General features: G+C 48.7%; 19 protein-coding genes and 2 riboswitches. Of the genes, 6 read left to right on the forward strand and 13 right to left on the reverse strand.

The window, feature by feature from the left end; all coding sequences use genetic code 11:
* Nucleotides 1–15 precede the first annotated feature (15 nt).
* The 3 genes from IEY46_RS18170 to IEY46_RS18180 are packed head-to-tail and all read left to right on the forward strand — an operon-like array spanning nucleotide 16 to nucleotide 3,139.
* Nucleotides 16–1,428: a hypothetical protein gene (locus tag IEY46_RS18170; protein WP_188993342.1), complete on the forward strand. Its 1,413-nt coding sequence runs from the start codon at nucleotides 16–18 to the stop codon at nucleotides 1,426–1,428.
* Between the two features lie 15 nt (nucleotides 1,429–1,443).
* Nucleotides 1,444–2,223 (forward strand): HipA family kinase, encoded by a 780-nt coding sequence (locus tag IEY46_RS18175; protein ID WP_188993343.1) that lies wholly within the window; start codon nucleotides 1,444–1,446, stop codon nucleotides 2,221–2,223.
* A 25-nt stretch (nucleotides 2,224–2,248) separates the two neighbouring features.
* Complete coding sequence (locus tag IEY46_RS18180; protein WP_188993344.1) at nucleotides 2,249–3,139, forward strand: glycosyltransferase family 2 protein; 891 nt, start codon at nucleotides 2,249–2,251, stop codon at nucleotides 3,137–3,139.
* Nucleotides 3,140–3,246: 107 nt separating this feature from the next.
* Here the strand turns inward: IEY46_RS18180 and IEY46_RS18185 are convergent, their stop codons facing one another.
* Both IEY46_RS18185 and IEY46_RS18190 read right to left on the reverse strand, forming a co-directional pair.
* Complete coding sequence (locus IEY46_RS18185) at nucleotides 3,247–4,206, reverse strand: glycosyltransferase (protein WP_188993345.1); 960 nt, start codon at nucleotides 4,204–4,206, stop codon at nucleotides 3,247–3,249.
* 29 nt (nucleotides 4,207–4,235) lie between these two features.
* Nucleotides 4,236–4,748, reverse strand: coding sequence for a PIG-L family deacetylase (locus IEY46_RS18190; protein WP_188993346.1), 513 nt, complete (start codon nucleotides 4,746–4,748; stop codon nucleotides 4,236–4,238).
* Between the two features lie 521 nt (nucleotides 4,749–5,269).
* Between IEY46_RS18190 and IEY46_RS18195 the strand changes: the two genes are divergently transcribed.
* Nucleotides 5,270–6,352, forward strand: coding sequence for a hypothetical protein (locus IEY46_RS18195; RefSeq protein WP_229750352.1), 1,083 nt, complete (start codon nucleotides 5,270–5,272; stop codon nucleotides 6,350–6,352).
* Nucleotides 6,353–6,428: 76 nt separating this feature from the next.
* Nucleotides 6,429–7,457 carry a sugar phosphate nucleotidyltransferase gene (locus IEY46_RS18200; protein WP_188993348.1) on the forward strand — a complete coding sequence of 343 codons (1,029 nt, stop codon included), beginning with the start codon at nucleotides 6,429–6,431 and terminating at the stop codon, nucleotides 7,455–7,457.
* Nucleotides 7,458–7,487: 30 nt separating this feature from the next.
* Here the strand turns inward: IEY46_RS18200 and IEY46_RS18205 are convergent, their stop codons facing one another.
* From IEY46_RS18205 to IEY46_RS18240, 8 genes are all read right to left on the reverse strand, one after another.
* Nucleotides 7,488–8,957, reverse strand: coding sequence for a PAS domain-containing sensor histidine kinase (locus IEY46_RS18205; protein WP_188993349.1), 1,470 nt, complete (start codon nucleotides 8,955–8,957; stop codon nucleotides 7,488–7,490).
* Nucleotides 8,958–9,088: 131 nt separating this feature from the next.
* Nucleotides 9,089–9,715, reverse strand: coding sequence for a TetR/AcrR family transcriptional regulator (locus tag IEY46_RS18210; protein ID WP_188993350.1), 627 nt, complete (start codon nucleotides 9,713–9,715; stop codon nucleotides 9,089–9,091).
* A 201-nt stretch (nucleotides 9,716–9,916) separates the two neighbouring features.
* Nucleotides 9,917–10,720, reverse strand: coding sequence for a CAP domain-containing protein (locus IEY46_RS18215; RefSeq protein ID WP_188993351.1), 804 nt, complete (start codon nucleotides 10,718–10,720; stop codon nucleotides 9,917–9,919).
* Nucleotides 10,721–11,028: 308 nt separating this feature from the next.
* Entirely contained in the window at nucleotides 11,029–12,294 is a 1,266-nt protein-coding gene (locus IEY46_RS18220; RefSeq protein ID WP_188993352.1) for a TolB family protein, read from the reverse strand.
* A 46-nt stretch (nucleotides 12,295–12,340) separates the two neighbouring features.
* A complete protein-coding gene (locus tag IEY46_RS18225; RefSeq protein ID WP_188993353.1) occupies nucleotides 12,341–13,813 on the reverse strand; it encodes a sensor histidine kinase in 1,473 nt (490 codons plus the stop codon).
* The gene (locus IEY46_RS18230; RefSeq protein ID WP_188993354.1) at nucleotides 13,814–14,500 is read right to left on the reverse strand and encodes a response regulator transcription factor; all 687 of its coding nucleotides are present in this window, start codon (nucleotides 14,498–14,500) and stop codon (nucleotides 13,814–13,816) included.
* 204 nt (nucleotides 14,501–14,704) lie between these two features.
* The gene (locus tag IEY46_RS18235) at nucleotides 14,705–15,868 is read right to left on the reverse strand and encodes an HNH endonuclease (protein ID WP_188993355.1); all 1,164 of its coding nucleotides are present in this window, start codon (nucleotides 15,866–15,868) and stop codon (nucleotides 14,705–14,707) included.
* A gap of 149 nt (nucleotides 15,869–16,017) precedes the next feature.
* Entirely contained in the window at nucleotides 16,018–16,899 is an 882-nt protein-coding gene (locus IEY46_RS18240) for an AraC family transcriptional regulator (protein WP_188993356.1), read from the reverse strand.
* A gap of 91 nt (nucleotides 16,900–16,990) precedes the next feature.
* On the opposite strand from IEY46_RS18240, the gene IEY46_RS18245 reads away from it, so the two are divergent.
* Nucleotides 16,991–19,027, forward strand: coding sequence for a beta-galactosidase (locus IEY46_RS18245; RefSeq protein WP_188993357.1), 2,037 nt, complete (start codon nucleotides 16,991–16,993; stop codon nucleotides 19,025–19,027).
* Between the two features lie 98 nt (nucleotides 19,028–19,125).
* On the opposite strand, the gene IEY46_RS18250 is transcribed toward IEY46_RS18245, so the two are convergent.
* The 3 genes from IEY46_RS18250 to IEY46_RS18260 form a co-directional block, all read right to left on the reverse strand.
* Entirely contained in the window at nucleotides 19,126–19,551 is a 426-nt protein-coding gene (locus IEY46_RS18250) for a hypothetical protein (RefSeq protein WP_188993358.1), read from the reverse strand.
* A gap of 230 nt (nucleotides 19,552–19,781) precedes the next feature.
* A riboswitch (cyclic di-AMP (ydaO/yuaA leader) is annotated at nucleotides 19,782–19,973 on the reverse strand.
* A gap of 114 nt (nucleotides 19,974–20,087) precedes the next feature.
* Nucleotides 20,088–20,282: riboswitch (cyclic di-AMP (ydaO/yuaA leader) on the reverse strand.
* A 378-nt stretch (nucleotides 20,283–20,660) separates the two neighbouring features.
* Nucleotides 20,661–21,521 carry a Gfo/Idh/MocA family oxidoreductase gene (locus tag IEY46_RS18255; RefSeq protein ID WP_188993359.1) on the reverse strand — a complete coding sequence of 287 codons (861 nt, stop codon included), beginning with the start codon at nucleotides 21,519–21,521 and terminating at the stop codon, nucleotides 20,661–20,663.
* Entirely contained in the window at nucleotides 21,518–22,576 is a 1,059-nt protein-coding gene (locus IEY46_RS18260; protein ID WP_188993360.1) for a Gfo/Idh/MocA family protein, read from the reverse strand. The genes IEY46_RS18255 and IEY46_RS18260 overlap by 4 nt, the downstream gene beginning before the upstream one ends.
* Between the last annotated feature and the right edge of the window lie 57 nt (nucleotides 22,577–22,633).

Genomic DNA, 22,633 nt, shown 5'->3' on the forward strand with positions numbered 1-22,633 from the left:
ATGGGGTGGACTCTTATGGAAGAGCTGAGAGCTTATTCGAAAAAAATATGTTTTGCCCTGCTGGTTCATAACAATAGAGAAGTGGTTTTGGACCTCCTTGATAACATCAGATGTTATTGCCCGAACAGCGCTGTCGTTCTATACAATGGAGGCGATGATCCCCAGTTGTGCCATGAGCTGGGATTCCCCGTCTGTCCTACCAGCAGAAAATTGGAATACGGTGTCACGGCTATCTATTTGTTAGAAACGATGAGATGGCTGGAGGACATAGAATACGATTATGATTATTTGATTAACCTCGATTCGGATGCCCTTTTTGCCAGGGAAGGCTACGAGCAATTTATTGTAAGTCAGATGGAAAACAAGGACTATATGGGGGTTGACACCAGAATTCCGGAAGATGACTTTTACTGCCTGATCCAGGTGCGTAAAGAATATGATTTATGGAAGCCGTTATTCGGAACTGAACCTTTCTATAAATCTTTTAATGTCGGCCAGGTGTTTAGCAGACATCTTGTCCAGCTCTTTTTGAATAACGAGCAATATGGCGATCTCCTGGATAACTTAAACAAGACATCATCCTTCGGAATAGATGAAATCGCTTATGTGACCATGACGGAGCGTTTTGGCGTCAAGCTTCATGCTTACCCCAAAACAACAGGGGACTTTATTCGTTACCGGCCTCATTTCCCGCTGGATGAAACCTTAGGTCAGCTATACCGAAACACATCCTGTTATCTTATTCACCCGGTACCGAGAGACATGGGGGACGAAACGCGTGCCTTTGTACGAAGCGCTCTCAAACAACATATTCAATATAATGCAAAAGCACAAACATGCTTTCTTGATACGTATATCGGGAAAATGCCCTTCTTTATCCGCAGGAAGAAAAGCGCCGGGAATACCATCGAATGGCTGAGCGCTTCCCGGGAGAAAGGGTTATCATACTGGAAATCCGTAGAAACCCATGACAATAAACATATATACGGCCCGTTTACATTCGGCAGCGACAACATAGAGGCGTTCACCGCCATTGAGACCCATTACGGCAATATTGAACTGATAGGCAGAGTTGGAGACAGCCTTGTCCATTATTGGCGGGATGAGGAAAGTGAAGAATGGTTCAAGTCACCCGTAATTGCGGATGGTGTGAAAGGAACGCCTGTAATGATTGAGAGCTCCCACGGAAATTTCGAGGTGGTAGCGCCCTTGAAGAAAGGGGGTTTGGGTCATTGGTGGAGAAACAACCATCATTCGGATTTGACCTGGACCGGTCCAGCCGTATTCGGTCATGATAGTTATAACCGTGTCATTCTAGTGGAAAATAATGCAAACCAATTAACGACAATCGTCAAAACGAATGGTGGATACCGATATTTTGTCAGAGATGACGCGAATAGCTTAGAGTGGCTTGGATCTTATATTTAAAAGGCGGGATATAAAATGAGTGTTCATGCATTATCTCATATCAAATCCATTGGCGAGGGCTGGACGCTGCCCCATCTGTTCTATTGCGATGATGGCCACGAATATGTGGTTAAGCTAATGAATAATCATCAGGGGCCGGGAGTGCTTGCAAACGAGTATATTGCTTTCAGACTGGCTAAATTATTGGATTTACCTGCAGCCGAATACAAAGTCGTTAATATTTCATATGACCTGGTCGAGATATTTCCCGCTCTCAAGAAACTCCGCGTTCCGGCAGGCCCTCATATCGGTTGCCTTTTCGCTGAACAGGCAATCACGTTAAAGAAAAAAGTCGATTTGTCAGTTTGCAAAAATATCAGGACAATGGCGGGAATGATCGTTTTTGACCATTGGATCAAAAACTGGGACCGATATGTTACAGGAGCAAATCTTTTATTATTACAGGATACGAAACAACTGCTTTTGATTGATCATTCCAATGCCTTTTGCGGGCCGGAATGGGATACCAAAGATATCATTAAGAGTACAGATACCATGGAAGTCTATTGGGGACACTACTATGAAATATTTGCCCCCTATATCGACGGTCCCGATCCATTTGAGCCTTACCTGAGTGTATTAGAAGCGCTTGACCGTCGGAAATTGGAACAAGCGGTCAGCGGGGTTCCCGGACAATGGAAGATCTCCACTAAGAAGCTGGACTATCTTATTGATTTCTTGTATGGCAGAAAAGATCTGGTTCGCGGCGCTCTAATGCAGCTGCAGGATAAATTTCCAATCTGGAGCAAGCATTAAAAAACGGTTCATTGGAGAGTGAAACATGACTAAAATTTCGGTATTGATGCCTGTTTATAACTCAATCAGGTATATTGACGAGGCCGTAAACAGCATACTGAGGCAAACGTATAAGGATTTTGAGTTTTTGATTATTGACGACTGTTCTTCGGATGGCACATTAGAGTATCTACAGAATCTGAAGGATCGGAGAATTCGGCTGATCACTCATGCCCAAAACAAGGGCCTTGTTTATTCCCTTAACGAAGGGCTGGATCTGGCAAAGGGTGAATATATCGCCAGAATGGACGGCGACGACATTAGCGCCCCTCTTCGGTTTGAACGACAACTTCTTTATATGAAGCAGAATCCGGAAGTCGGCGTTCTCGGTACATTTATGACCTTTCTTCATAATGGTCTACACCACCCTAAGCCAGAAAGTCATGAAGAAATCTGTTGCTGGCAGCTTTTCTACTGCTGCTTTGTTCATCCGACCGTCTTTATGCGCAGTAGTGTTCTTAAGCAAAATGACATCCGTTATGATCCTGATTTTCTGCATGCGGAGGATTATGAGATATGGAACCAGCTGGCTGCGGTAACCAGACTGGCCAATTTGCCAGAATATCTTTTATCCTATAGAATTCATCCAAACCAAGTATCCACGAGTTATCTGCAAATTCAGAATGAAACGGCAGATCGGGTACGCATCAAACAGTTGAACAAACTCGGAATAGTTCCGACTGAAGAGGAGTTTACGATTCATAAGCAATTTTTGCAGTACGGCATTCCTGTTTATGACTTTAACCTTTATTCAAAAGCCCTTGCCTGGGCGGAGAAACTGTTGGAGCATAACCTGCGGAAAGGCATTTATCATCAAGCTACGCTCAATTCTTTATTGTCGTTATGCTTTACCAGATCGGAAAATAATTTCAGGTAGCGACTGGGATTCCTCTATACATTTTCCTTTTTCCCTATCACATGACCAAAAGCCCCGCACACGTAAAAAAGTGTACGGGGCTTTTGGTCATCCATGATCGAATCCGCTTATTTCCAGCCCTTAATGGCTCTTGCATACAGTTCCAAATATTTATCGGTCATTTTTCCTTTTGTATACCGCATGGCAACATACTCGCGAAGCTCTTCTGGAGAGACGAGTGACTTTCCTTTGATCAGACGTTTCATTTCATCCCAATTCGCACAAATAAACTGGGGAAGCCCCTGCAGCACTTCTGGAACTGCCCCTCTCCCGTATGCGGCAACCGGTGTCCCGCAAGCCATGGCTTCTATCAGCACCAACCCGAACTGTTCCTCGCATGCTGTAGGAAACAAGAGCCATTTTGCATGCATCAGCAGGTTTTGCTTTTCCACGCCATGTACTTCACCTACATAGGATATATTTGATGCCTTCTCAATCCGCGGATGGAGTTCGCTGAATAATTTGCGGTCCCAAATCGGTCCGGCAATGATCGTTCTCATCCCGGTCCGTTCCGCCAATTTTATCGCATCCTCCACTCCTTTCTCTCTATCAATCCTTCCCAAAAACAATAAATAATCGCCTTTCTTCTTTTCAAAAGCATAGGCGTCCAAATCGATTCCGTTGTGTACGTATGCGCCTCGTTTTTTATTTGGTGACTGCAGCAATTTCGTTTTGCTTACATACACCGGGCATTTGACAGAGATTTTCAATCCCCATTCCGTGTGAATCGTGGAGACGGTGGGCACATCCAAATATTCGCGTCCGATGACCAGATCATGGGTATGATCATGAATGACATCAATATCATCGGGAAGCGTTTGAATGACAAAATCCTTTATATTATTTTTGGAAAACCCTCGGTGTCCATATGGAATAATAATCGCTTTGCTTTCGCTTCCCGCCAAGGCATAAACATAAACCTCATGGCCTCTCCTTACAAGTTCATCTGATAAGTTATAAGCAACTCTTTCAATTCCGCCGCTTCCAGGAATCGGAATAATATTCGGGACAACCTGAACGATTTTCATGAATCATCACCTTCTTATTCTGATGATAGTTACTTGGAGGCGTCGAACGGTACAATACATTCATATAGAATATACGGCATCAATTGCTCAATGACGTACATCTGACTTTGATAAACCGACAATAGAATTAATTTATCCCGCAGCAGATGGAACGGCAGTATGTCGTTTGATTTTCCAAACACATATAAATGATCAACTCCCCGATCATGCAATATCTTCGAGAGTGATTTGTGCTGGCTGTGCCCATACTCTCCTTGAAGATTATGGGTGACAATACGATGAAACCGGTGTTTATTTATAACCTTCTCCAAATCCCTCCCGACTACTTCTGCATTAAAGCTCCCTTCATATTTATCCGGGTAGTTCCATATCTCACAAGAGGCCCCTACCCTTCTCATTGCTCTGTGGAATTCGTACGATCGGGTTTGATCATCACCGTTTGTCAAACATATGACCTTCCATCCTTTTTCTCTTATCAAAGCAGCCCCCCCAAAAATAGATTCATCGTCAGGATGGGCGACAACCATCAATTTATCAATCATCGATGTACCACCTTTTCTTTTTAATACCCCCGTTTTTGTGCTTCTTCAAACTATGTTTGAAATCCGGATGATGACAGGTACAGGAACATATTGTTCTAATTTTTTCAATCATCACTATGATTAGTCCAATCCTCTCAATAGACCTCGCATATGATAACTAGCATATAAATTGATATTAGAGGTGATCTGCTGTGGAACAAGCAACTAATCGTCCAGCCAAAATATGTTTCGCTTTGCTGGTTCATAACAAGTTAAGTGTTGTTTTGGATCTTCTGGATAACATTAGATGCTATTGCCCTAATAGTTCTGTCGTTTTGTATAACGGAGGCGATGACTCAAAACTGTGCAACAATTTGGGATATCCCGTCTGTCCCAGCAGCCGAAAGTTAAACTACGGCGTAACGGCCATCTATATGCTCGAAACGATGAGATGGCTGGAGAAAATAGAATACGATTACGACTATTTAATTAATCTCGATTCGGATGCCCTATTTGTCAGGGAAGGCTACGAGAATTTTATTATGGAGCAAATGAAAAATAAAGAGTACATGGGGGTTAACACGAAGAGTGCTCAGAAGGATTCTTTCATAGCTAATCAGGTACGTGAAGAATATGAGCTGTGGAAGTCGATTTTTGGAAAATATTCACTGTACGAATCCTTCAATGTGGGTCAGGTGTTTAGTAGACGTCTGGTCCGGCGCTTCTTGAAAAGCTCACGCTACGATGATCTCAAATCTAAGCTAAAAAAGACACGTGCCTTCGGAATAGATGAAGTCGCTTATGTCACCATGACGGAGCGCTTTGGCTACAAGCTCAATGCTTATCCCAAATCAGTCGGAAATTCTATACGGTACCGACCGTATTTCCCACTGGACGAAACCTTAGGTCAGCTGCACAGAAACAAAGCGTGTTATCTTCTTCACCCTGTACCGCGAGACATGGGGGACGAAACGCGCGCTTTTGTTCGAAGCGCAATCAAACAGCAAATACAGTATAATGCAGACGCACAACAGAGCTTTCTCGATAATTTTATCGGGGATGTACCGTTCTTTATCCGCAGGAAGAAGAGTACCGGAAAAACAGTCGAATGGCTGAGCGCTTCATTGGACAAAGGAATGTCGTACTGGAGATCCATACAAAGCAGCGACAAAAAGCATTTATACGGCCCGTATACGTTCGGCAGCGACAAAGTAGAGGCGTTCACCGCCATTGAAACCCATTATGGCAATATTGAATTAATATATCGAACAAAAAACAAACTTATCCATTATTGGAGGGATAATGAAAGCGGCGAATGGTTCAATTCACCAGCCTTTGCAGATGGGGTAATAGGAACACCCGTTATGATCGAGAGTTCGCATGGTAATTTCGAGGTGTTAGCGCCCTTGAAGAAAGGGGGGTTAGGCCATTGGTGGAGAAACAACCACCATTCTGATTTACGCTGGACCGGGCCAGTAGCATTCGGTAGTGGCAGTTATAACGAAGTCATTCTCGTTGAAAATAACTCGAACCAGTTGACAGCCATTGTCAAAACGGATGATGGGTACCGTTATTTTGTCAGGGATGACGGGCACAGCTGGGATTGGCTCGGACCCTATATATAAATAAGACCAGAGGGGTTACAGGGGATTGTGGAATTCGAATGTCTTTACTCCGCCAAGGAAAGGATGAATAAGAATAATGAAGGGGCTCATTCTCTGTGCTGGTAATGGTAAGCGGCTTCGGCCTTTTACCCATTCCCTTCCGAAAACGCTGCTGCCTGTTCTCAACCAGCCTATTTTGCTCAAATGCATTCAATCATTGGAGGAAAGTGGCATTACGGATATTGGTGTCGTTATCAGGCATGATCAAAAATCTATAATGGATTATTTATCTGAAGTCCACTTATCCGTACAGGTGACGTTTTTATTCCAGACCGAACCGTTAGGCATCGCCAACGCCTTGCTTTCTGCTGAGGAGTTCCTGGGGGGAGATTCTTTTATCCTGATACTTGGAGATAACCTCATTACGGTACCTCTCCAGGAGCTGCAGGATGCTTTCGCCGGAAATGACGGCGCGCTGATGCTTTCTCCTGTTGATAATCCGCAAGAGTTTGGCGTCGCAATAATCTCAGAAAACCGTATAGTCCAGTTGGAGGAAAAGCCGGAGAACCCGAAAAGTAATTTGGCAGTTATCGGAATGTATGCCTTCAGCAGCAAAGTATTTGATGCAATACGGTGTATTTCTCCTTCACCCAGAGGCGAATATGAGATCACAGACGCTATTCAGCAAATGATCTCAAGCGGGCTCAACATTTCGTACAGTGTGACCAGCCACGCCTTTTTTGACATCGGTACGCCGGAACGATGGTTGGATGCCAATGAGTCGTTGCTGTCCGAAAGAACAGAGGAGATCGGCACCGGGACTGTACTGGAGAACTGTACGTTGAATGGGCATGTTCTTATCGGAAATGGATGTCTGATAAAAAATGCGACCATCGGGCCTAATGTTTCGATAGGTGATGGGTGTATAGTGATGAACGGTATCTTAACCCATAGCATTTGCCTCAACAATGCTTATCTCGACCTATCCGGGTTAACTGTTTCCAGAAGCATTTTTGGAAAAAACAGCAGGTTTGAACCTGCTGCCACAAGATCTTCCCGTGTTCTATTAGGCAATGATTCGATGGTGTCATTTCTTAAAGGACGAATAGCTCAATACGATGATTAAGTTGCGTTCAGCAAGAGGAGGTTACAATCGTTATGCCGTGGGGCTGCTGCCCGTTCCGTAACCGGCCCTGGGCAGCTCCACAGTAACGGTTGTCCCGCTGCCCTTGGTGCTTTCGAAGCGAATCGTGCCATGATGTGCCTCGATAATGCGCTGGCAGATCATCAGTCCCAGACCCGTACCGGAGCTTTTCGTCGAATAGAATGGACTGCCGAGCTGTTCCAGCTGCTCCTTCGGAATTCCCATACCCTGATCCTTAATCCGGATGCTTAGCATTCCAGATTGGTCAGTGGAAAGAACGATGGACAGGTCTCCTCCCCCCGGCATAGCTTCGATGGCATTTTTCATCAAGTTGATAAAGACCTGTTTCAACTGGTTTTCATCGCAATAGACCATGGGATCCTCACAAACAAAGTCCTTTTTCATCTCCACATCATTCATAATCGCCTGCGTTTCAAGCAGCGTGATTACATTCTCCATAATCGGGATGAGGTTATAGTGGCTAAATTGTTTGATCTGGGGCTTGGCCAATGCCATAAACTCCTGAACGATCGTGTTGATCCGGTCCAGCTCTGTCAGCATAATGTCCAGATAATCATGATGATCGCTTACTTTAGTTTTAAGGAACTGCGTAAAACCCTTTAAGGACGTTAAAGGGTTTCGAATCTCATGTGCAATCCCTGCAGCCATCTGGCCGGCAACTGACAGCTTTTCCGAGCGGATTATCGCTTCTTCTTCTCTTTTACGTTCCGTCAAATCGCGGTAGACGCTTTGAACGACATAGGCATGCCCCTGAAAGTCATGAATCCGGATTCCGGAGACCTCCACATCGACAGCTTGCCCATCCAGTCGGATGATTTTGGATTTCATAAAACCAAGCGGTTCGTCCGAGGTAAGCAGCATATTCAAGCTCCCCATCGTCATTTCCTGGTAATCAGAATGAATCAGGCTCAGATAAGGTCGTTCAAACAAATCCTCCAGCCGGTTGAACCCGAAGAACTTCAGACCTTCATTATTCGTATAAAAAATCCGTTCTCCGTCGTGTACCACAATAGGCTCCGGCAAATATTTGATCAGCCGCTGATACCTCAGATCATTCTCCCGCAGCATTTTATCGGCTTTAATAGAGCTCGTAACATCTAGTAGCGTACCCAACAGCGCTGGCCCGCCTTCATATTTTGTCACAGTGACCTGGGCTTCATAATAAAAAATACTGTTGTCTTTACGAAGTCCCCTGAAAGAGCTCGAGTCGGCTACATGTTCACCCTTCAATTTGCGCTTGAAATTGTCCGTAAAGGAATACCAGTCCTCTTCACAGACCATATCCTTGGGCAGCATTTGGGTGAACTCCTCCTGCGTATAGCCGAACATCTCCGCCAGACATGGATTCACATAATAAATACGGTCTTCCTTAATCAGGAAAACGCCAATATTCGTTTGGTCAACCAACTCATGCAAATGAGCGGAAATAAATGACTGATGAAGAAATTGATTCTCTTTCATAAAGCTTCATCCCCCGACAATTACAAAAGAAGTATTGTAATCAATTCGCTACCAATTCATCATTTCCCTCCATGCCATACGACTCATTTAAAAAGCCCCTTCTCCGGAGGGATAATTTCCGCTTATTTTAGTTACCGGGCCTTCATGCCTGCAACGATAGTCTTGATCCCGTCATGATAGATGGGAACGGTCCGCTCCAGGAGCGGTTCTACAGCTTCCAGGCTTCCTGTGTAGGTCTGAACAAACCCCTGCATGTAATAAAACAAAATGCGCGCACGATTAAGCCGGAGATCCGGATCGGCCTCGTGCTCCTGCGAATGAATCGTTGATTCCAGCATTTGAATCAGATGGCCGAATATCCGGTTGCGGATCACATTGATTTCCAGCTCAGGCTCTTCCTTATCGACACGGCCGCTGGCCGAAGTAATCATGACATTAAAGAAACTGCCGCTGCTCAGGCAGAAAATGGCATATTCCCGGCATATGCCCAGTAATTTATCCAACGGCCGCAGGGAGGTATCGCTCATATGGAACAGCATCCGATCCTCCATCTCCAACAGCGGGGGGATAGCGATTTGCTGCAGCAGGTCCTCCTTGTTCTTAAAATACAAGTAGATTGCCGTATGAGAGCAGCCCGCCTCCTTGGCAATCTCGCGCATGGTAACAGCCTGATACCCTTTCTCAGCAAATAAACGGGCTGCAGAATTCCGGATGGCCGATTTCATTTCCTCTGTCAGTTTTTTTCGTCTTGAAGTCATAACAAGGCCCCTTCTCACCGACGCTTTAATAACCATTGGTTACATTTTAATGGTGGATTATTTAAGAGTCAAGCGGCCAATCAGAGGCAACCGAAAGAACCAACCGCGTTAGCCGCCTTTATCCAGACTGAGCTTGCTCCACCCTTGAAGGCTCGCAGGCGCAAAAAAAAAGCGGCCGATAATGGCCGCTTTAGCATTTAATTAAGAAGTAAATTCCTGTACCCACTCACCATTGTAATACGCAACGCCGATTTTTTTGAAGTTTGCACCGAGGATATTGGCCTTGTGGCCCGCGCTGTTCATCCAGGCCGTCATAACTTCCTGCGGATTGCGTTGGCCTTTGGCAATATTCTCACCCGCATAGGAATAGGATACGCCGAATGAACGCATCATATCAAACGGAGAACCATAGGTCGGCGAATTGTGGTCAAAATAATTGTTGTCGTACATATCTTTTGCTTTGGCTGCCGCTACTTTAGTCAGAAGGGCATCCGATTGCAGCGAGGACAAGCCTGCTTTGGCGCGCTCCTGATTAACAAGCTTCACCACTTCAGCAGCATAGCTGCTTTGCGCAACGTCGCCGGAATCGGTACCCGTGGAACCGCCGGCTGACGGCTTCTCTGTCGACGGCGTGCCGGTCGATGGTGTACCTGTTGACGGCTTGCCTGTCGACGGTGTGCCGCTTCCCGTACCGCTGCCATTATCGGTTGTTCCGTTGCCTGTGCCTGAACCGTTACCGCCTTGAACCGGAATGGTAACCGTAAAGCCGGGCCATACGAAATTGCCGTTGCCCAATGATGGGTTGGATTTAAGCAGCTCGTTCAAATCGATGCCGTACTGCTGGGCGATTTTCCCAATGGTATCATTGATATTTATATTATACGTCTTTGGATTTGTGGTTTCAGACGCTGCATCAACCTTCTGCAAGCCTGCTCCTCCTCCAAGTACAATCACACTTGCTGCGAGCACACTGGCTACACCCATTCGAATTGATCTTGACTTCATGTTCTATTTCCTCCTCGTTCGTTTATGATGATGGCGGTTTAATCCGACGCCACTCATGTTAGCATAGGAGAAATCGTTATTCATGCCTCAAAATTTGGGATTCACCACTACCGCAGAAGCTCCTTCCCTTTGTTTTTCACGAAAATCGGGACTTTATGAAAAGAATCTTAAAATATTCTAATGCGCCTTTATTGGTTATTCGGAGCAGTTTTGATGCTACTACCGAGGACGTCCGGGTGATTCTTCCCGCGGAGAATCCCTGGCAACGATCAAGCAGCCCAATCGCGATAAGATTGGGCTGCTGCTTATTATTGAAAGGAAATGACATACGTATAGAAGATATATTTATTATCTTCCAGAACCGCCGAAGATGTGAGAAGCTTGCTGCCGGAGGGACTCCAGCGCAAGAGTCCGCTTCCGTTTTTGGCATCAACGGCAATGGGAGTCGTCTTGCCGGATACGGTATCCGCTACGAAAATGCCGTTTACTCCATCCCCTTGGGAGATGACCATATAAACAAGCTTCGTGCCATCCGGTGACCAGCTCATGCCGTAGATCTGCGTTCCTTTGGCCAGCGTCAGCTTCTTCTGGAGCCCGGAGTCCGTCACCGTCAGCTCCATCTCCGTTTCGGATGTGCGTTTAACCAAAGCCGTTTGTGTATTATCATGGGTAGGCACAAACCAGATAACCTTTCTTTCAAGAATCTTTTTTTCCTTGGTCTCCAGGTTATAGGCATAAAGCTTATCCTGTCCGGAGGTATAATAGACCGTTGATCCGCGCTGTGTGGCGTTGAGAATGGAATAATCCGCTTTGGGCACTATAGTCGCATTACGTTCCGACGCCTTGGTTGCATTCTGGACGATCTCCTCCACGGGGAGAACAACTTCTGTATGCCCGGTAACGTCCGATGTTACGATGCTTCCCGTAATCAGCGAGAAAATCACCCGTTCATTGTCAATCCATTCCCCTTCATTGGCATGAAGCTCTCCTTTGCCTGTCCGGACAGACTCACGTGTTGCCATATTCATAATATAACCGGTCGCCGTATCCTCGATGTTTTTCTTGTAGAACAAATATTTTTTGTCAGCGGACAAAAGCGCGAAACTTTGATTATCAGGCGCCTCAACCAGCACCTTATCCTCTTGATCAGGCGCAGCCAAATCACGTATATACAGATTGCGGGGGTACCGCTGCTCGCCTTCGATTGTCGCCGGCTTCATCTTGATATTGTCTTTATTTACGATGATCTTGTTCTCGCTCAGCCAATCCAGCCCTTGAATGCCTTTCAGCTCGTCGATATGGGCGACCTCCATCTGATGATCCGTCTCCACAGGCGGGTTATCGATTACTGTAATGGTTTTATCCGGCTTCTTGATGACCTCCCGCTCAGTTCCGTCACCGTTCATTGTCCCCTGGCCGCCGCAGGCAGTCAGAACCAGCATACAGGCATTAAGCAGCAAGAAGGCCGCGCCACGCTTTCGTTTTCCTTTATTGGCATCCCTCATCACATTTACCTCCATCTCGTAAGCGGATCGGACCTTTGCTTTAAGCCGCAGCTTAAACCCCATAGACATCACGGACCCTTTCTCCCGGGCTTGCCCGCTCTTGTTCCCGAGGCTCCTAGTCCGGGGCCGGGAGGGCAAGCGGAAATTCCACTCTGAATAACGAGCCTTTCTCTCCAAGAGGAAGCGGAACAACCGTGATGCTCCCTTTTTGCACCTCTACCAGCCTCTTCACAAGCGACAGCCCCAGACCGGTCCCTCCCGTGAGGCGCGCCCGGTCCTTGCTAACGGTATAAAAAGGTTCAAACAGCTTGACCACTGCCTCCCGCGGAATACCAATCCCCGTATCCCGGAAGATAATGACGGCTTTGCCTCCTTCCGGATAACAGGAGACCTGGACCCTGCCGCCCTTAATATTATATTTGATCGCATTATCCAGCAGATTCAGAAATATATGCATCAGGCTCTCGCGGTCAATCCGGATGGGAGCCGGCTGCAAATCCGTCTCTACGGCAATGCCAAACTGCACCGCCTTCCCCCTCATGCGGCTGCAAACCTCTTCCAGCGATTCGCGGACATCGAGGCGCTCTGCATGCAGACCGAATTCATACTGCTCCAGTGCCGACAGATGCAGCACCTTCTCCACCATCTCCAACAGACGGTCCGCTTCCTTGCGGATATTCCCCCTCGCTTCGTCCAGCAAATCCGGGTCATCCCGGTACATATCCAGCAGATCGGAATACGCAATAATGGAGGTCAGCGGCGTTTTGAATTCGTGGCTGATATTCCCGATAAACTGCTTCTGGCGGGCGAAGCTTTGCTCGATTTCGCGGCTCATATAGGTGATCCCCTCGCTGAGCTCGCCAAGCTCGTCCCTGCGCCGAATTGGCGATTCCTTAATAAAATGGCCGTCTCTGATCTGATCGGCGGCGGATCTTAGCCTGCGCAGCGAGCCAGTGACCCTTGACACATATAGAAATCCGATCAGAAAGCTCACGCCAAGCGCGGTCAGTCCAATATTGCGCAAAGAACGCTGCAAACTGGCATAATAATCCTGATCGGCCTGCAGGGAGGCCTCAAGCTGAACGATACCCACCTGCCCGACCGACCACACAAGCGGGGACAAATAAATGAGCGAATTGCCGGATACCTGATAGACCGTTCTGCCCTTCATCGCATAGCCGAGGATATCCTCGACCGCAGGTGTCGTCGAAAGCGGCTGGGAATTGCCGATTTCCTTGCCGTTGGCATCATACAGCACAATCCGGGCGTTACCCAGCAGGCTGCTTAAGTCCGAGGCAAGCTCAGGTCCCCTCCGACGGAAAAAGGTATCCACATCATCCCGGGCATCCGCGCTCAGATAGGTTTGCCTGAGACGTAAATTGGCCAGTTCGCTGCGCTGCTTCAGATTTGCCTCTACCTTGTTCATCTGCTCCTGCTCGATCCCGCTGAGCACCAGCCAACCCAGTGTCAATATCGTGGTGGTCAGCAAGATGCCTAGACCGATGGTAAAGCGCCATTTCAAGCTGAAATGCGGGCTCTTATGCCGCACCAGATCCTCCTGGCTGCCTGGACCTTTCTTGCGCTTCATCTAAGGCAGCTCCCGAAGAGCTTTATAACCGATGCCGTAGACAGTCTGCAGCAGATTGTGGTAGGGCTCGCCCAGCTTCTTGCGCAGGCGCTGCATATGAATATCCACCGTCCGGGTGCCTCCGGCATAATCCATGCTCCAGACGAGATCAAGCAGCTCGTCGCGCGTATATACCCGTTCAGGATGCGTAAGCAAAAGGGCCATTAAATCAAACTCCTTGGGAGTTAAGTCAATTCCCCTTCCGCCCAATTGAACCGTGCGGTTCAGACTATTCAGCCGCAGCTCCCCGATTTCCGCAAGCTGCGGTTCATCCTCGCCGCGATTCTCCATCCGCCGCAGAAGCGCTTTGACGCGGGCCACCAGCTCGCGCAGATCGAAAGGCTTGGTCATATAATCATCCGCACCCAGCTCGAGGCCGATTACCTTATCGACGATATCATTCTTCACCGTCAGCATCACAATCCCCAAACTGCTGCGATTCTCCAGCTTGCGGCAGACGTCGAAGCCGCTAAGCTTGGGCATCATGACATCCAGAACCATCACATCTGGCTTGAAGGATGCGGCTTTCCTGAGCGCCTCTTCCCCATCATAGGCGATATCAACCTTGTAGCCCTCGCGCCGGAAAGCATAGGCGATTGCTCCAGCGATACTCATTTCGTCGTCCACAACGAGAATTTTCTTCTCCATTTTCCGCATCACCCTATCATTAATCTAAAGGAGGCTTATTTCTTTGACATCTCTGAAATGTTTCAAACTCGTAAAGAGACCGCTCCGCTTGAGTCGCGCTTCATCCGGTCATCCCCACTTTCAGACACGTTCCAATATGAAAAATGCCATCCTTTTCAAGGAAGCAAAGGACTGGCATTCATACAGCATTCAATTTGGCGAAAATTAAAAATCATCGTACACAAAATCGAGACTGTCTGCTTTTTTCAGGTTGCAATCCGCACAGGCACATACACAATTAGCCGGCGAAGACAGACCGCCTTTGGATTTGGGCATGACATGATCAATCGTATCGCCGAAACGGCCGCAATACCGGCAGACATAATTGTCACGCTGCAGCACAAGCAGACGAAAATCCGTTTTCGAATATAATTTATGGATCAGGCCCGGGCTCAAAATCCCCGCCGCACCTTCCCTTACCATGGTTGCCGCCATCTCAAGCGGAATATCCGTCGACCAGCGCTTGCCGGTTTCGCGGCGGCCACGCAGGCGGATCATCCCGGTTCCCCGATCATTAAGCAGGGAGGGATCATATTTGAAAGGCCCCTTGAAAGGGACAATCCGTTTGTCTGGAGGGCGCTTGTTAACCTGCGGTTCCGCGAGAACTACGACAGTTTTGTCAGCGCGTTTGCGCCTCTTGCGCCCGCGTTGTCTGCGTTTGCGCCTGGGAGCCGTTTCTTCTGCAGCTTCCAGGTCCGGATCAGACGTTCTTCCAGCAGGACGCGCTGCGGATATCTCCGCATGAGCGGCGGAATGATCCACGCTTGACACGGCAGCCGGTACGGGAACGAGAAGACCCGTGGTAATAGGCTGAACCGAACCTTCATCTGTCCATGCATCGGTGCGTTTGCCTGTTTTCCTGCTCCGGCCGCGCTTACGGCGTTTGCGCTTGGCCGGAGCCTCCTCCTTTTCGGCCGCTGCCGTGTTCGCTGCCGCGCTTTCCTCAGGCTCCATCGCCAGCGCCGGTGAAACGTTCTGGCCGCGTCTTTTCCTGTCGGGCGGGTCTGGCCAGATGACGGTATTCCAGACAGGCATGGCATTTGGCTTGCGATGGCCCCGCGCCCGTTCCTCTATTGCAGAATCGCCTTCAGTTACGCCTGTTCCCCTCTCCTTCGTTACGGAATCGCGTTCGGCTACACCTGTTCCCCTCTCTGTCATAACGGATTCATACTGCTGTTCGCTGCCGCCTGTGCGGCTGCGAATGATTTCCCGCTGCCTCTTTCGCGTGCAGGAGCGGCAGGTGCCGCGCCGGCTGCTGCCAGAGGCGCGTTTGGTAAATGCGGTAAGCGGTTTCTCTGAGCCGCAAGCCGCGCATATTTTTACATCCATGGTTAATGTTCGTCTCCGTTCATTTCAAGAAGAAACGGCTGACGCCGTCCTTTGCGGCTTAGCCAGGTTTCTTCCCTTAGAAATATAAGCCGGGTATTGGTGAAAACTTCCCTTTCTTATATTTACAAAAAGCCAGCCGCTGCTGATCTTTATGTCATATAAGTCAGTCCCTGCAGCTTGCGGAACTGGTCGGGTGTCATCCCTTCGGTTTTGCCAAAAGCGGATATAAAATGGCTCGGGTCGCGGTAACCCGCCAGATGGGCGATTTCTTTAATCGATTTGCGTTCGCTTTGGCTCATCAGCTCTTTGGCTTTGCGGATCCGCAGCCGGATCAGATAGGCATAAGCTGTGATGCCAAAAGCCTGCCGGAACAAGGCGTTCAAATAACGGGGGCTGATGTCCAGCCGGTCTGCCATATCGACCAGTCCGATTTCTGGGTCGCCGAATTTCTGGTCCAGCCAGTGCAGCAGAGGGTCCAGTTTCTCCAGATGCTGAAACAGCGAGGACCTGCCGCCGGTCTGCCCGTATATTTTGACCATGGTGAGAAACCGGTACAGCTGCGCGGAAGCATTCAGACCTGTCCGGTCTTCATCGTATTGGGTTTGCTCCACCATATCCATCAGCTGCTCCGTAATTGGGGCATCATCGTTCCAGTGCAGCCACTCCGTATGCCGGATACCCAGCAGAGCCAGCATGGAATCGGCCAGCGAGCCGCCGAAGGTAACATATAAAGTAGCCCATTTTTTGTTTTTGGAAGCCGAATAGGAATGCGGAACGCCCGGAAAAATAAGGGAGCCATTGCCTTGGGATAACGAGAACCGCCTGCCGCTCAGCTCGAATTCCCCTTCGCCATCTATCGTCTGAAGCCAATGAAAGTACGGGTATCCTTTGCGCCTGAGAACCGGCTCCTGATCAGGATTATAGCCGATGCTTTCCACATACAGCGGCAAATCATTTTTGCCGAGCACAAACATAAACCGTCGAAGCTGATCTTCCACGATCCATTCTTTGCGCCGGATGTTTTGTTCCATATTATCATATCCTGCCTATCGAAATATTATATATCGTTAACGAGAATCATATCATAAAATGAACCTACATACATCACAGGAGGTTGATATCTTGAATACAGCCAAGCTGTCCAAAATGTTATATGGCGGAGACTACAATCCCGAGCAATGGGACCCCGGCGTCTGGCCGGAGGATATGCGCATGCTCCGTTTGGCGGGGATGGACATCGCTACGATAAATGTATTTTCTTGGGCCAAGCTGCAACCGGATGAAAACACTTACAATTTCCAGACACTGGACGAAATTATGGATATGCTGCATAAGAACGGCATTTCTGCCTGTCTGGCCACATCGACAGGCGCACATCCCGCCTGGATGGCCCGCAATTTTTCGGATGTGCTGCGGACCGACTTTGACGGACGTCGGCGCAAATTCGGCGGCAGGCACAACTCCTGTCCCAACAGCCCCTCTTACCGCACATTCTCAGAGCGGATCGCTTCCAGGCTGGCCGAGCGCTATAAGGATCACCCGGCACTGCTGCTGTGGCATGTGTCCAATGAATATGGAGGCGAATGCTATTGCGACAACTGCGCAGCCGCTTTCCGCGTTTGGCTGAAACAGAAATACATGACATTGGACAAGCTAAATGAGCAGTGGAATACCTCTTTCTGGGGCCATACCTTTTACGACTGGGAAGAAATCGTCCCGCCGAACGCCTTGTCCGAGCAATGGGCTTCCAACCGCACCAATTTTCAGGGCATTTCGCTGGATTATGCTCGCTTCAACTCTGACGGCATGCTGGATTGCTATAAGCTCGAATATGAGGCAATCAAGTCGTTCACGCCCGACATTCCGGTAACGACCAACCTGATGGGCACCTATAAGCAGCTTGATTATTTCAAATGGGCCAAACATATGGATATTATCGCCTGGGATAATTACCCTGCCGCGGATACCCCTGTCAGCTTCACATCCATGACCCATGACTTGATGCGCGGCCTGAAGGGCGGCGCGCCTTTCCTGCTGATGGAGCAGACACCGAGCCAGCAGAACTGGCAAGCCTATAACTCCCTCAAGCGTCCAGGGGTCATGAGACTATGGAGCTACCAGGCAGTTGCCCATGGCGCGGACAGCATCATGTTCTTCCAGCTGCGCCGTTCGGTGGGCGCCTGCGAGAAATATCACGGCGCTCTTATCGAGCATGTCGGCCATGAGCATACCCGCGTATTCCGTGAATGCGCGCAGCTCGGCGAGGAATTGGGCCAACTGGGCAATAAGCTGCTCGGGTCGCGCACGCCCGCCAAAGTGGCGATCATGTACGATTGGGAGAACCGCTGGGCCATTGAATTTTCCAGTGGTCCGAGTATTGCGCTGCAGTATCTGGATGAAATTCACAAGTATTACGATGCGTTCTATCAGCTCGGCATTCAAGTGGATATCGTTTCTTTTGAAGATGAGCTGAATGGCTACGATATTGTGCTGGGGCCGGTTATGTATATGGTGAAGCCGGGTATGACGCAGCGGATTGAGGCCTATGTCGAAAATGGCGGCTGCTTCGTTACCACCTTCTTCAGCGGTATTGTGGGCGAGAACGATATCGTCACTTTGGGCGGATACCCGGGCGAGCTTAGATCGCTTCTTGGCATCTGGGCCGAAGAAATCGATGCCCTGTTCCCGGATCAGACCAACCGGATCATCATGAAGGATTCTTATGGATCGCTCGCCGGGGAGTACAGCTGCTCCCTGCTGTGCGATCTGATCCACGCCGAACGAGCGGAGGTCATAGCGGAGTATGGAGACGATTTCTATGCAGGGATGCCGGCGCTCACCCGGAATTCATTGGGCGCAGGAGAAGCCTGGTATGTCGCGACCAGCCCCGACGCCAGCTTCATGCAGGCCTTTCTCGGGTCGCTCTGCGCCAAGCGGGGGATCAAGCCGCTCCCGGGCAAGCAGCCAGGCGTGGAAGTGGCCAGCCGCAATAAGGACGGCCATTCTTATCTGTTCGTCATGAACCATAATCCGCATATTGTAGTGGTGGAATTCGCCCCCGATTACGGCCTGGATCTGCTGACAGGTCTTCCAGTCTCCGGTCCCTCCCCTATCGCGGGACGCGGCGTGATGATTATTGAAACCTCAGCGTCATCCTGATCACATGCTAAATAAGGCGGGATCCCTCGGGTTCCCGCCTCTTTTATATTCGCAAGCACTGTTAAACCCTTACAATTATCTTTACATCAAGCATGTCCCTAGCCGTCAGACGCTAAATGATTGGAGATCAAACATGAAACGTCCTGACCTTCCGTGTAAATAATATAATCGGCGCCGAGTCCCCGGTAGATCGATCTGGGATTGCCGCAGCCCGTCACCACATATATCGGTTTGGACGTCCAGCTGCGGCAGATCTGGATGTAGCGGCAGCAGAGATTAAGACTGCTCTCAAAAAGAAATACTTTTCCCAACCGCTTGTCAGGTACTACCCAGGTCTCTTCTTTTTTAGTATTGATACAAATAATGTCCTGTACCCCGAGCGCGGAAATCCGCTCCCTTTCCAGGCTATTGTTCACCATTACGGCGACAGGAATCTTATTTTGCAGCAAATATCGGATAAACACCTCTCCGGCCGAATTGGGCGCGGAAATGAGGATCAGATCTTTTTCTTTTGTTGGCTTCATTTTAAAATGTTCTCCTCCCCGATGCACCCTTTTGAGGGCAACAAAAAAGAAGCCGCGGCAAAAGTACTCTTCCATTGAAGAGGAACTTTCATCGCGGCTTCCAGGCACAACAAGAAGAACAGCAGATGCAGCTTTGGATACAGTCAGGCAGAAACCTTAATATCCGCCGACCTGTAACGCCCTTTATGCGGGGCGCTGCATTTGTCTTCCATGTCCGTTAGCACGATTACGTTGCCTCTCTCTGTACGCTTACGAGGTTAGCTGTCGGATTCGGGCGTGAGAGTCGCCCTACCTCCGGCTGCATTTCCTGCAGATGCAAGAATGAAATGCAAACCTTTGGATTCACCCCATGGATTTCAATTCGAAATCCTGTTGGTTCCCCCGCTTCCTATGGTGCTCAAGGAATTCAGCGATAACTATTAATTGTTGATAAAATGCAAGGCTTCAGAGGATCAATCACCAATGAAGCGGATTATATTCACACGTTTATACCATCCTCTCTCTCCAATAGAAGCCCATTCCCAAATAAAAGGAGCGATAGCTTCCGGTACGCTTACGAGGTTAGCTGTCGGATTCGGGCGGTGAGAGTCGCCCTACGCAACGGGACGAAAACCAGACGTCCGGCCCCTCGCGATTCACCCCTGACGGATGGCGTCTGACTCTCACATCAGCAGCCAACCATACATGTGGTTCCCCCGTTCCCCTTTAAGGAAACTCAGCGTTTCTTGTTTCACTTATTGAATTCATGAATCGTATATTACGCCTGCCCCGAATGTTTGTAAAGGAACCCCAATAGGGCCCTATTGAGAAAATTTGTCTTGTGGGTGAATTGAATCGCTTACAAGCAGTGTTCTCTCCTGATAGTTCTCTCCAGCTCACTCAATCTCGCTCTTCCACTAATATAGTCTAAAAATTATAGAATTCTTTCCTCTCCACAATAGTTGTACCCGGGAAGACAAGCCTCTTTGGATGAAAATAAAAATAACCGCCCAGTTCGCTGGGCGGTCTGAAAAGACCGATTCGGCAGCTTCTAATTCCATTCTCCGGTTAGTTGTGCTTTCATTCCCTCACAACGGGCCGGAGAATCATTTTCTTCGCGCTGCCCCTCTTCATTTCCTCGAAATCGCTATCCAGATATCATCATTTGCCATTGCCCTATGCCCCGCTTCGATCATGCTCATGATCTCCAGCGTCTCTTCCTTGGGAACAGGAGGAATACCTGTTTCAAAAAATTCCAACAGCGCATGAATGAATCCCGGAAAAAAATTCGTGCAGGGGCTTATAAATATCCCATCGCCGTTCGCCCATTGCATAGATGCTTGAAAGGGCGCATCCTGCAGCTGATGCATCGATGCGCGTCTTCCATCCGCATAATCCACCACCATTAACCGTCCGTTATTTGTCGATAAGCTTTTGATTTTGTTCGCTCCGATACCCATGAGGGAAACGATCATCTCAAATTGATGCACCGCATAATTTTCATAGTGCCCCGGCCCCGTTACGGCCAGATACTCCAAGGAACGTTCCATTCTGCCGCCCGAATAAGGGGTTAGCTCTTCCGAAAAACGCAGGGCTGAGCTGGAAAATAGAGGGGTGTGATGCTCCTCAGCCAAATGAAACATCCGGATTCCCGATTGCAGATCGGGAGAGAACGTTTTATCGATATACACCGGTTTGCCGGATTCAAGCGCAATTCGCGATAATCGCTCATGATGTTCCGGATGGTCCGGGGAAAGAACGATGATGCAATCGGATTTATCAACGAGCTCCTCAATCGAAGCGGATCTTTCCACCTGGTGCTTATGACACCAGCTTTCCGTGTCCAGCCCGGTTTCAAGATCCTTCTCCGCCCAGGCATAAGCAACTGTATAATCGCGGCCTGACCTTGCGGCCTCCTCCTTGATCCACCCCGGGTATTGATTGGCATGCCACTCATCAAGGTAATAATCGATAAAACCGATCTTTTTCATAGGCTCACTTCTTTTCCCAGCTCGGAGGATTGATAAAGGGCTTCCATAACTTGAGAAGTCTGGATCACATGGTCGATACTGGCCCGGTTCTTCGTATTGGCGCTCGCGGATTTCAGGAAATCATCGATCTCATCATGGAACATATCGGTTTTGGCAAAAGAATGGCTGGTTTCACTCAGCATCCCGTTCTTCGCGGAATATACTTTGAAATCTCCACCGTACTGCAGCTTTACGCCTGCCTTGTCACCGAGAAATTCAATAAACATCGCAGATTCATTAATATTCTGAGCCCATGCTCCATTCAAGCTTAAGGTCGGTCCCGATGTGCGGATCAGACCCGTCACAAAATCTTCGACATCATACGTGCCGCTGTAATCAGGCGGACCTGCCCACATATCCAGGTAGGTGTAATTCTTCATATCTTTCCCCAGCTCGCTGTGAACCGTCCCGGATACCGTGAGAATATCGGGCTGGTTCAGACAGTACAGAATCAGATCCAGGAAATGAACGCCCCAGTCGATGAGCACGCCTCCTCCAGCCTTCGCTTTCGTCGTGAAAGGTCCACCAAGTCCGGGTATGGAACGGTGAGACCGGAAGGAACAATAGACATGATAGATGCTGCCCAGTTCTCCCGCTTCAATCATGTCTTTTATCTTGTTGACAGCCGTATTAAAGCGATTGACCACCCCGATGCTGAGTATTCTGTCATTGCGGTCCGCAGCCGCTTTCATTTCACGGACAAGATCCATATTGACCGACGCAGGTTTCTCGCACAACACATGCTTGCCCGCATTCAAACAGGCAATCGCGATCTCGGCATGCGAGTCGTTCGGCGTACATATGGAGACCGCTTCCACTTCCTCATCTTCCAGAATCGCTTTGTAGTCCGTTTCCGTGAAGGGCACCTTATACTCGCCTGCCAGTTCAACCGCCCGTTCCCGTCTGATATCGACCAGATACTTGATTTCTGCATGCTCATTTTGAGCGTAGGCTTTAATATGCTGCGATTTTGCAATCATGCCGCAGCCAATTACCGCCACTTTCATTTTCCGCATCCATAATCCCTCCTTTAGTCTACCGGGACTATAATAGCAGAATGAAAAGAGGCTTTA

Origin of the sequence: Paenibacillus nasutitermitis, from assembly GCF_014641075.1 — a bacterium.
Taxonomy (GTDB): domain Bacteria; phylum Bacillota; class Bacilli; order Paenibacillales; family Paenibacillaceae; genus Paenibacillus_Z; species Paenibacillus_Z nasutitermitis.

What these genes read in the sequence shown, in the direction of transcription:
- IEY46_RS18180 (WP_188993344.1), top strand. Translation starts at nt 2,249, where the DNA reads ATGACTAAAATTTCGGTATTGATGCCTGTTTATAACTCAATCAGGTAT.
- IEY46_RS18170 (WP_188993342.1), top strand. Translation starts at nt 16, where the DNA reads ATGGAAGAGCTGAGAGCTTATTCGAAAAAAATATGTTTTGCCCTGCTG.
- IEY46_RS18190 (WP_188993346.1), bottom strand. Translation starts at nt 4,748, where the DNA reads ATGATTGATAAATTGATGGTTGTCGCCCATCCTGACGATGAATCTATT.
- IEY46_RS18220 (WP_188993352.1), bottom strand. Translation starts at nt 12,294, where the DNA reads ATGTCTATGGGGTTTAAGCTGCGGCTTAAAGCAAAGGTCCGATCCGCT.
- IEY46_RS18200 (WP_188993348.1), top strand. Translation starts at nt 6,429, where the DNA reads ATGAAGGGGCTCATTCTCTGTGCTGGTAATGGTAAGCGGCTTCGGCCT.
- IEY46_RS18185 (WP_188993345.1), bottom strand. Translation starts at nt 4,206, where the DNA reads ATGAAAATCGTTCAGGTTGTCCCGAATATTATTCCGATTCCTGGAAGC.
- IEY46_RS18225 (WP_188993353.1), bottom strand. Translation starts at nt 13,813, where the DNA reads ATGAAGCGCAAGAAAGGTCCAGGCAGCCAGGAGGATCTGGTGCGGCAT.
- IEY46_RS18195 (WP_229750352.1), top strand. Translation starts at nt 5,270, where the DNA reads ATGGAGCAAATGAAAAATAAAGAGTACATGGGGGTTAACACGAAGAGT.
- IEY46_RS18240 (WP_188993356.1), bottom strand. Translation starts at nt 16,899, where the DNA reads ATGGAACAAAACATCCGGCGCAAAGAATGGATCGTGGAAGATCAGCTT.
- IEY46_RS18205 (WP_188993349.1), bottom strand. Translation starts at nt 8,957, where the DNA reads ATGAAAGAGAATCAATTTCTTCATCAGTCATTTATTTCCGCTCATTTG.
- IEY46_RS18175 (WP_188993343.1), top strand. Translation starts at nt 1,444, where the DNA reads ATGAGTGTTCATGCATTATCTCATATCAAATCCATTGGCGAGGGCTGG.
- IEY46_RS18230 (WP_188993354.1), bottom strand. Translation starts at nt 14,500, where the DNA reads ATGGAGAAGAAAATTCTCGTTGTGGACGACGAAATGAGTATCGCTGGA.
- IEY46_RS18250 (WP_188993358.1), bottom strand. Translation starts at nt 19,551, where the DNA reads ATGAAGCCAACAAAAGAAAAAGATCTGATCCTCATTTCCGCGCCCAAT.
- IEY46_RS18210 (WP_188993350.1), bottom strand. Translation starts at nt 9,715, where the DNA reads ATGACTTCAAGACGAAAAAAACTGACAGAGGAAATGAAATCGGCCATC.
- IEY46_RS18215 (WP_188993351.1), bottom strand. Translation starts at nt 10,720, where the DNA reads ATGAAGTCAAGATCAATTCGAATGGGTGTAGCCAGTGTGCTCGCAGCA.
- IEY46_RS18235 (WP_188993355.1), bottom strand. Translation starts at nt 15,868, where the DNA reads ATGGATGTAAAAATATGCGCGGCTTGCGGCTCAGAGAAACCGCTTACC.
- IEY46_RS18255 (WP_188993359.1), bottom strand. Translation starts at nt 21,521, where the DNA reads ATGAAAAAGATCGGTTTTATCGATTATTACCTTGATGAGTGGCATGCC.
- IEY46_RS18260 (WP_188993360.1), bottom strand. Translation starts at nt 22,576, where the DNA reads ATGCGGAAAATGAAAGTGGCGGTAATTGGCTGCGGCATGATTGCAAAA.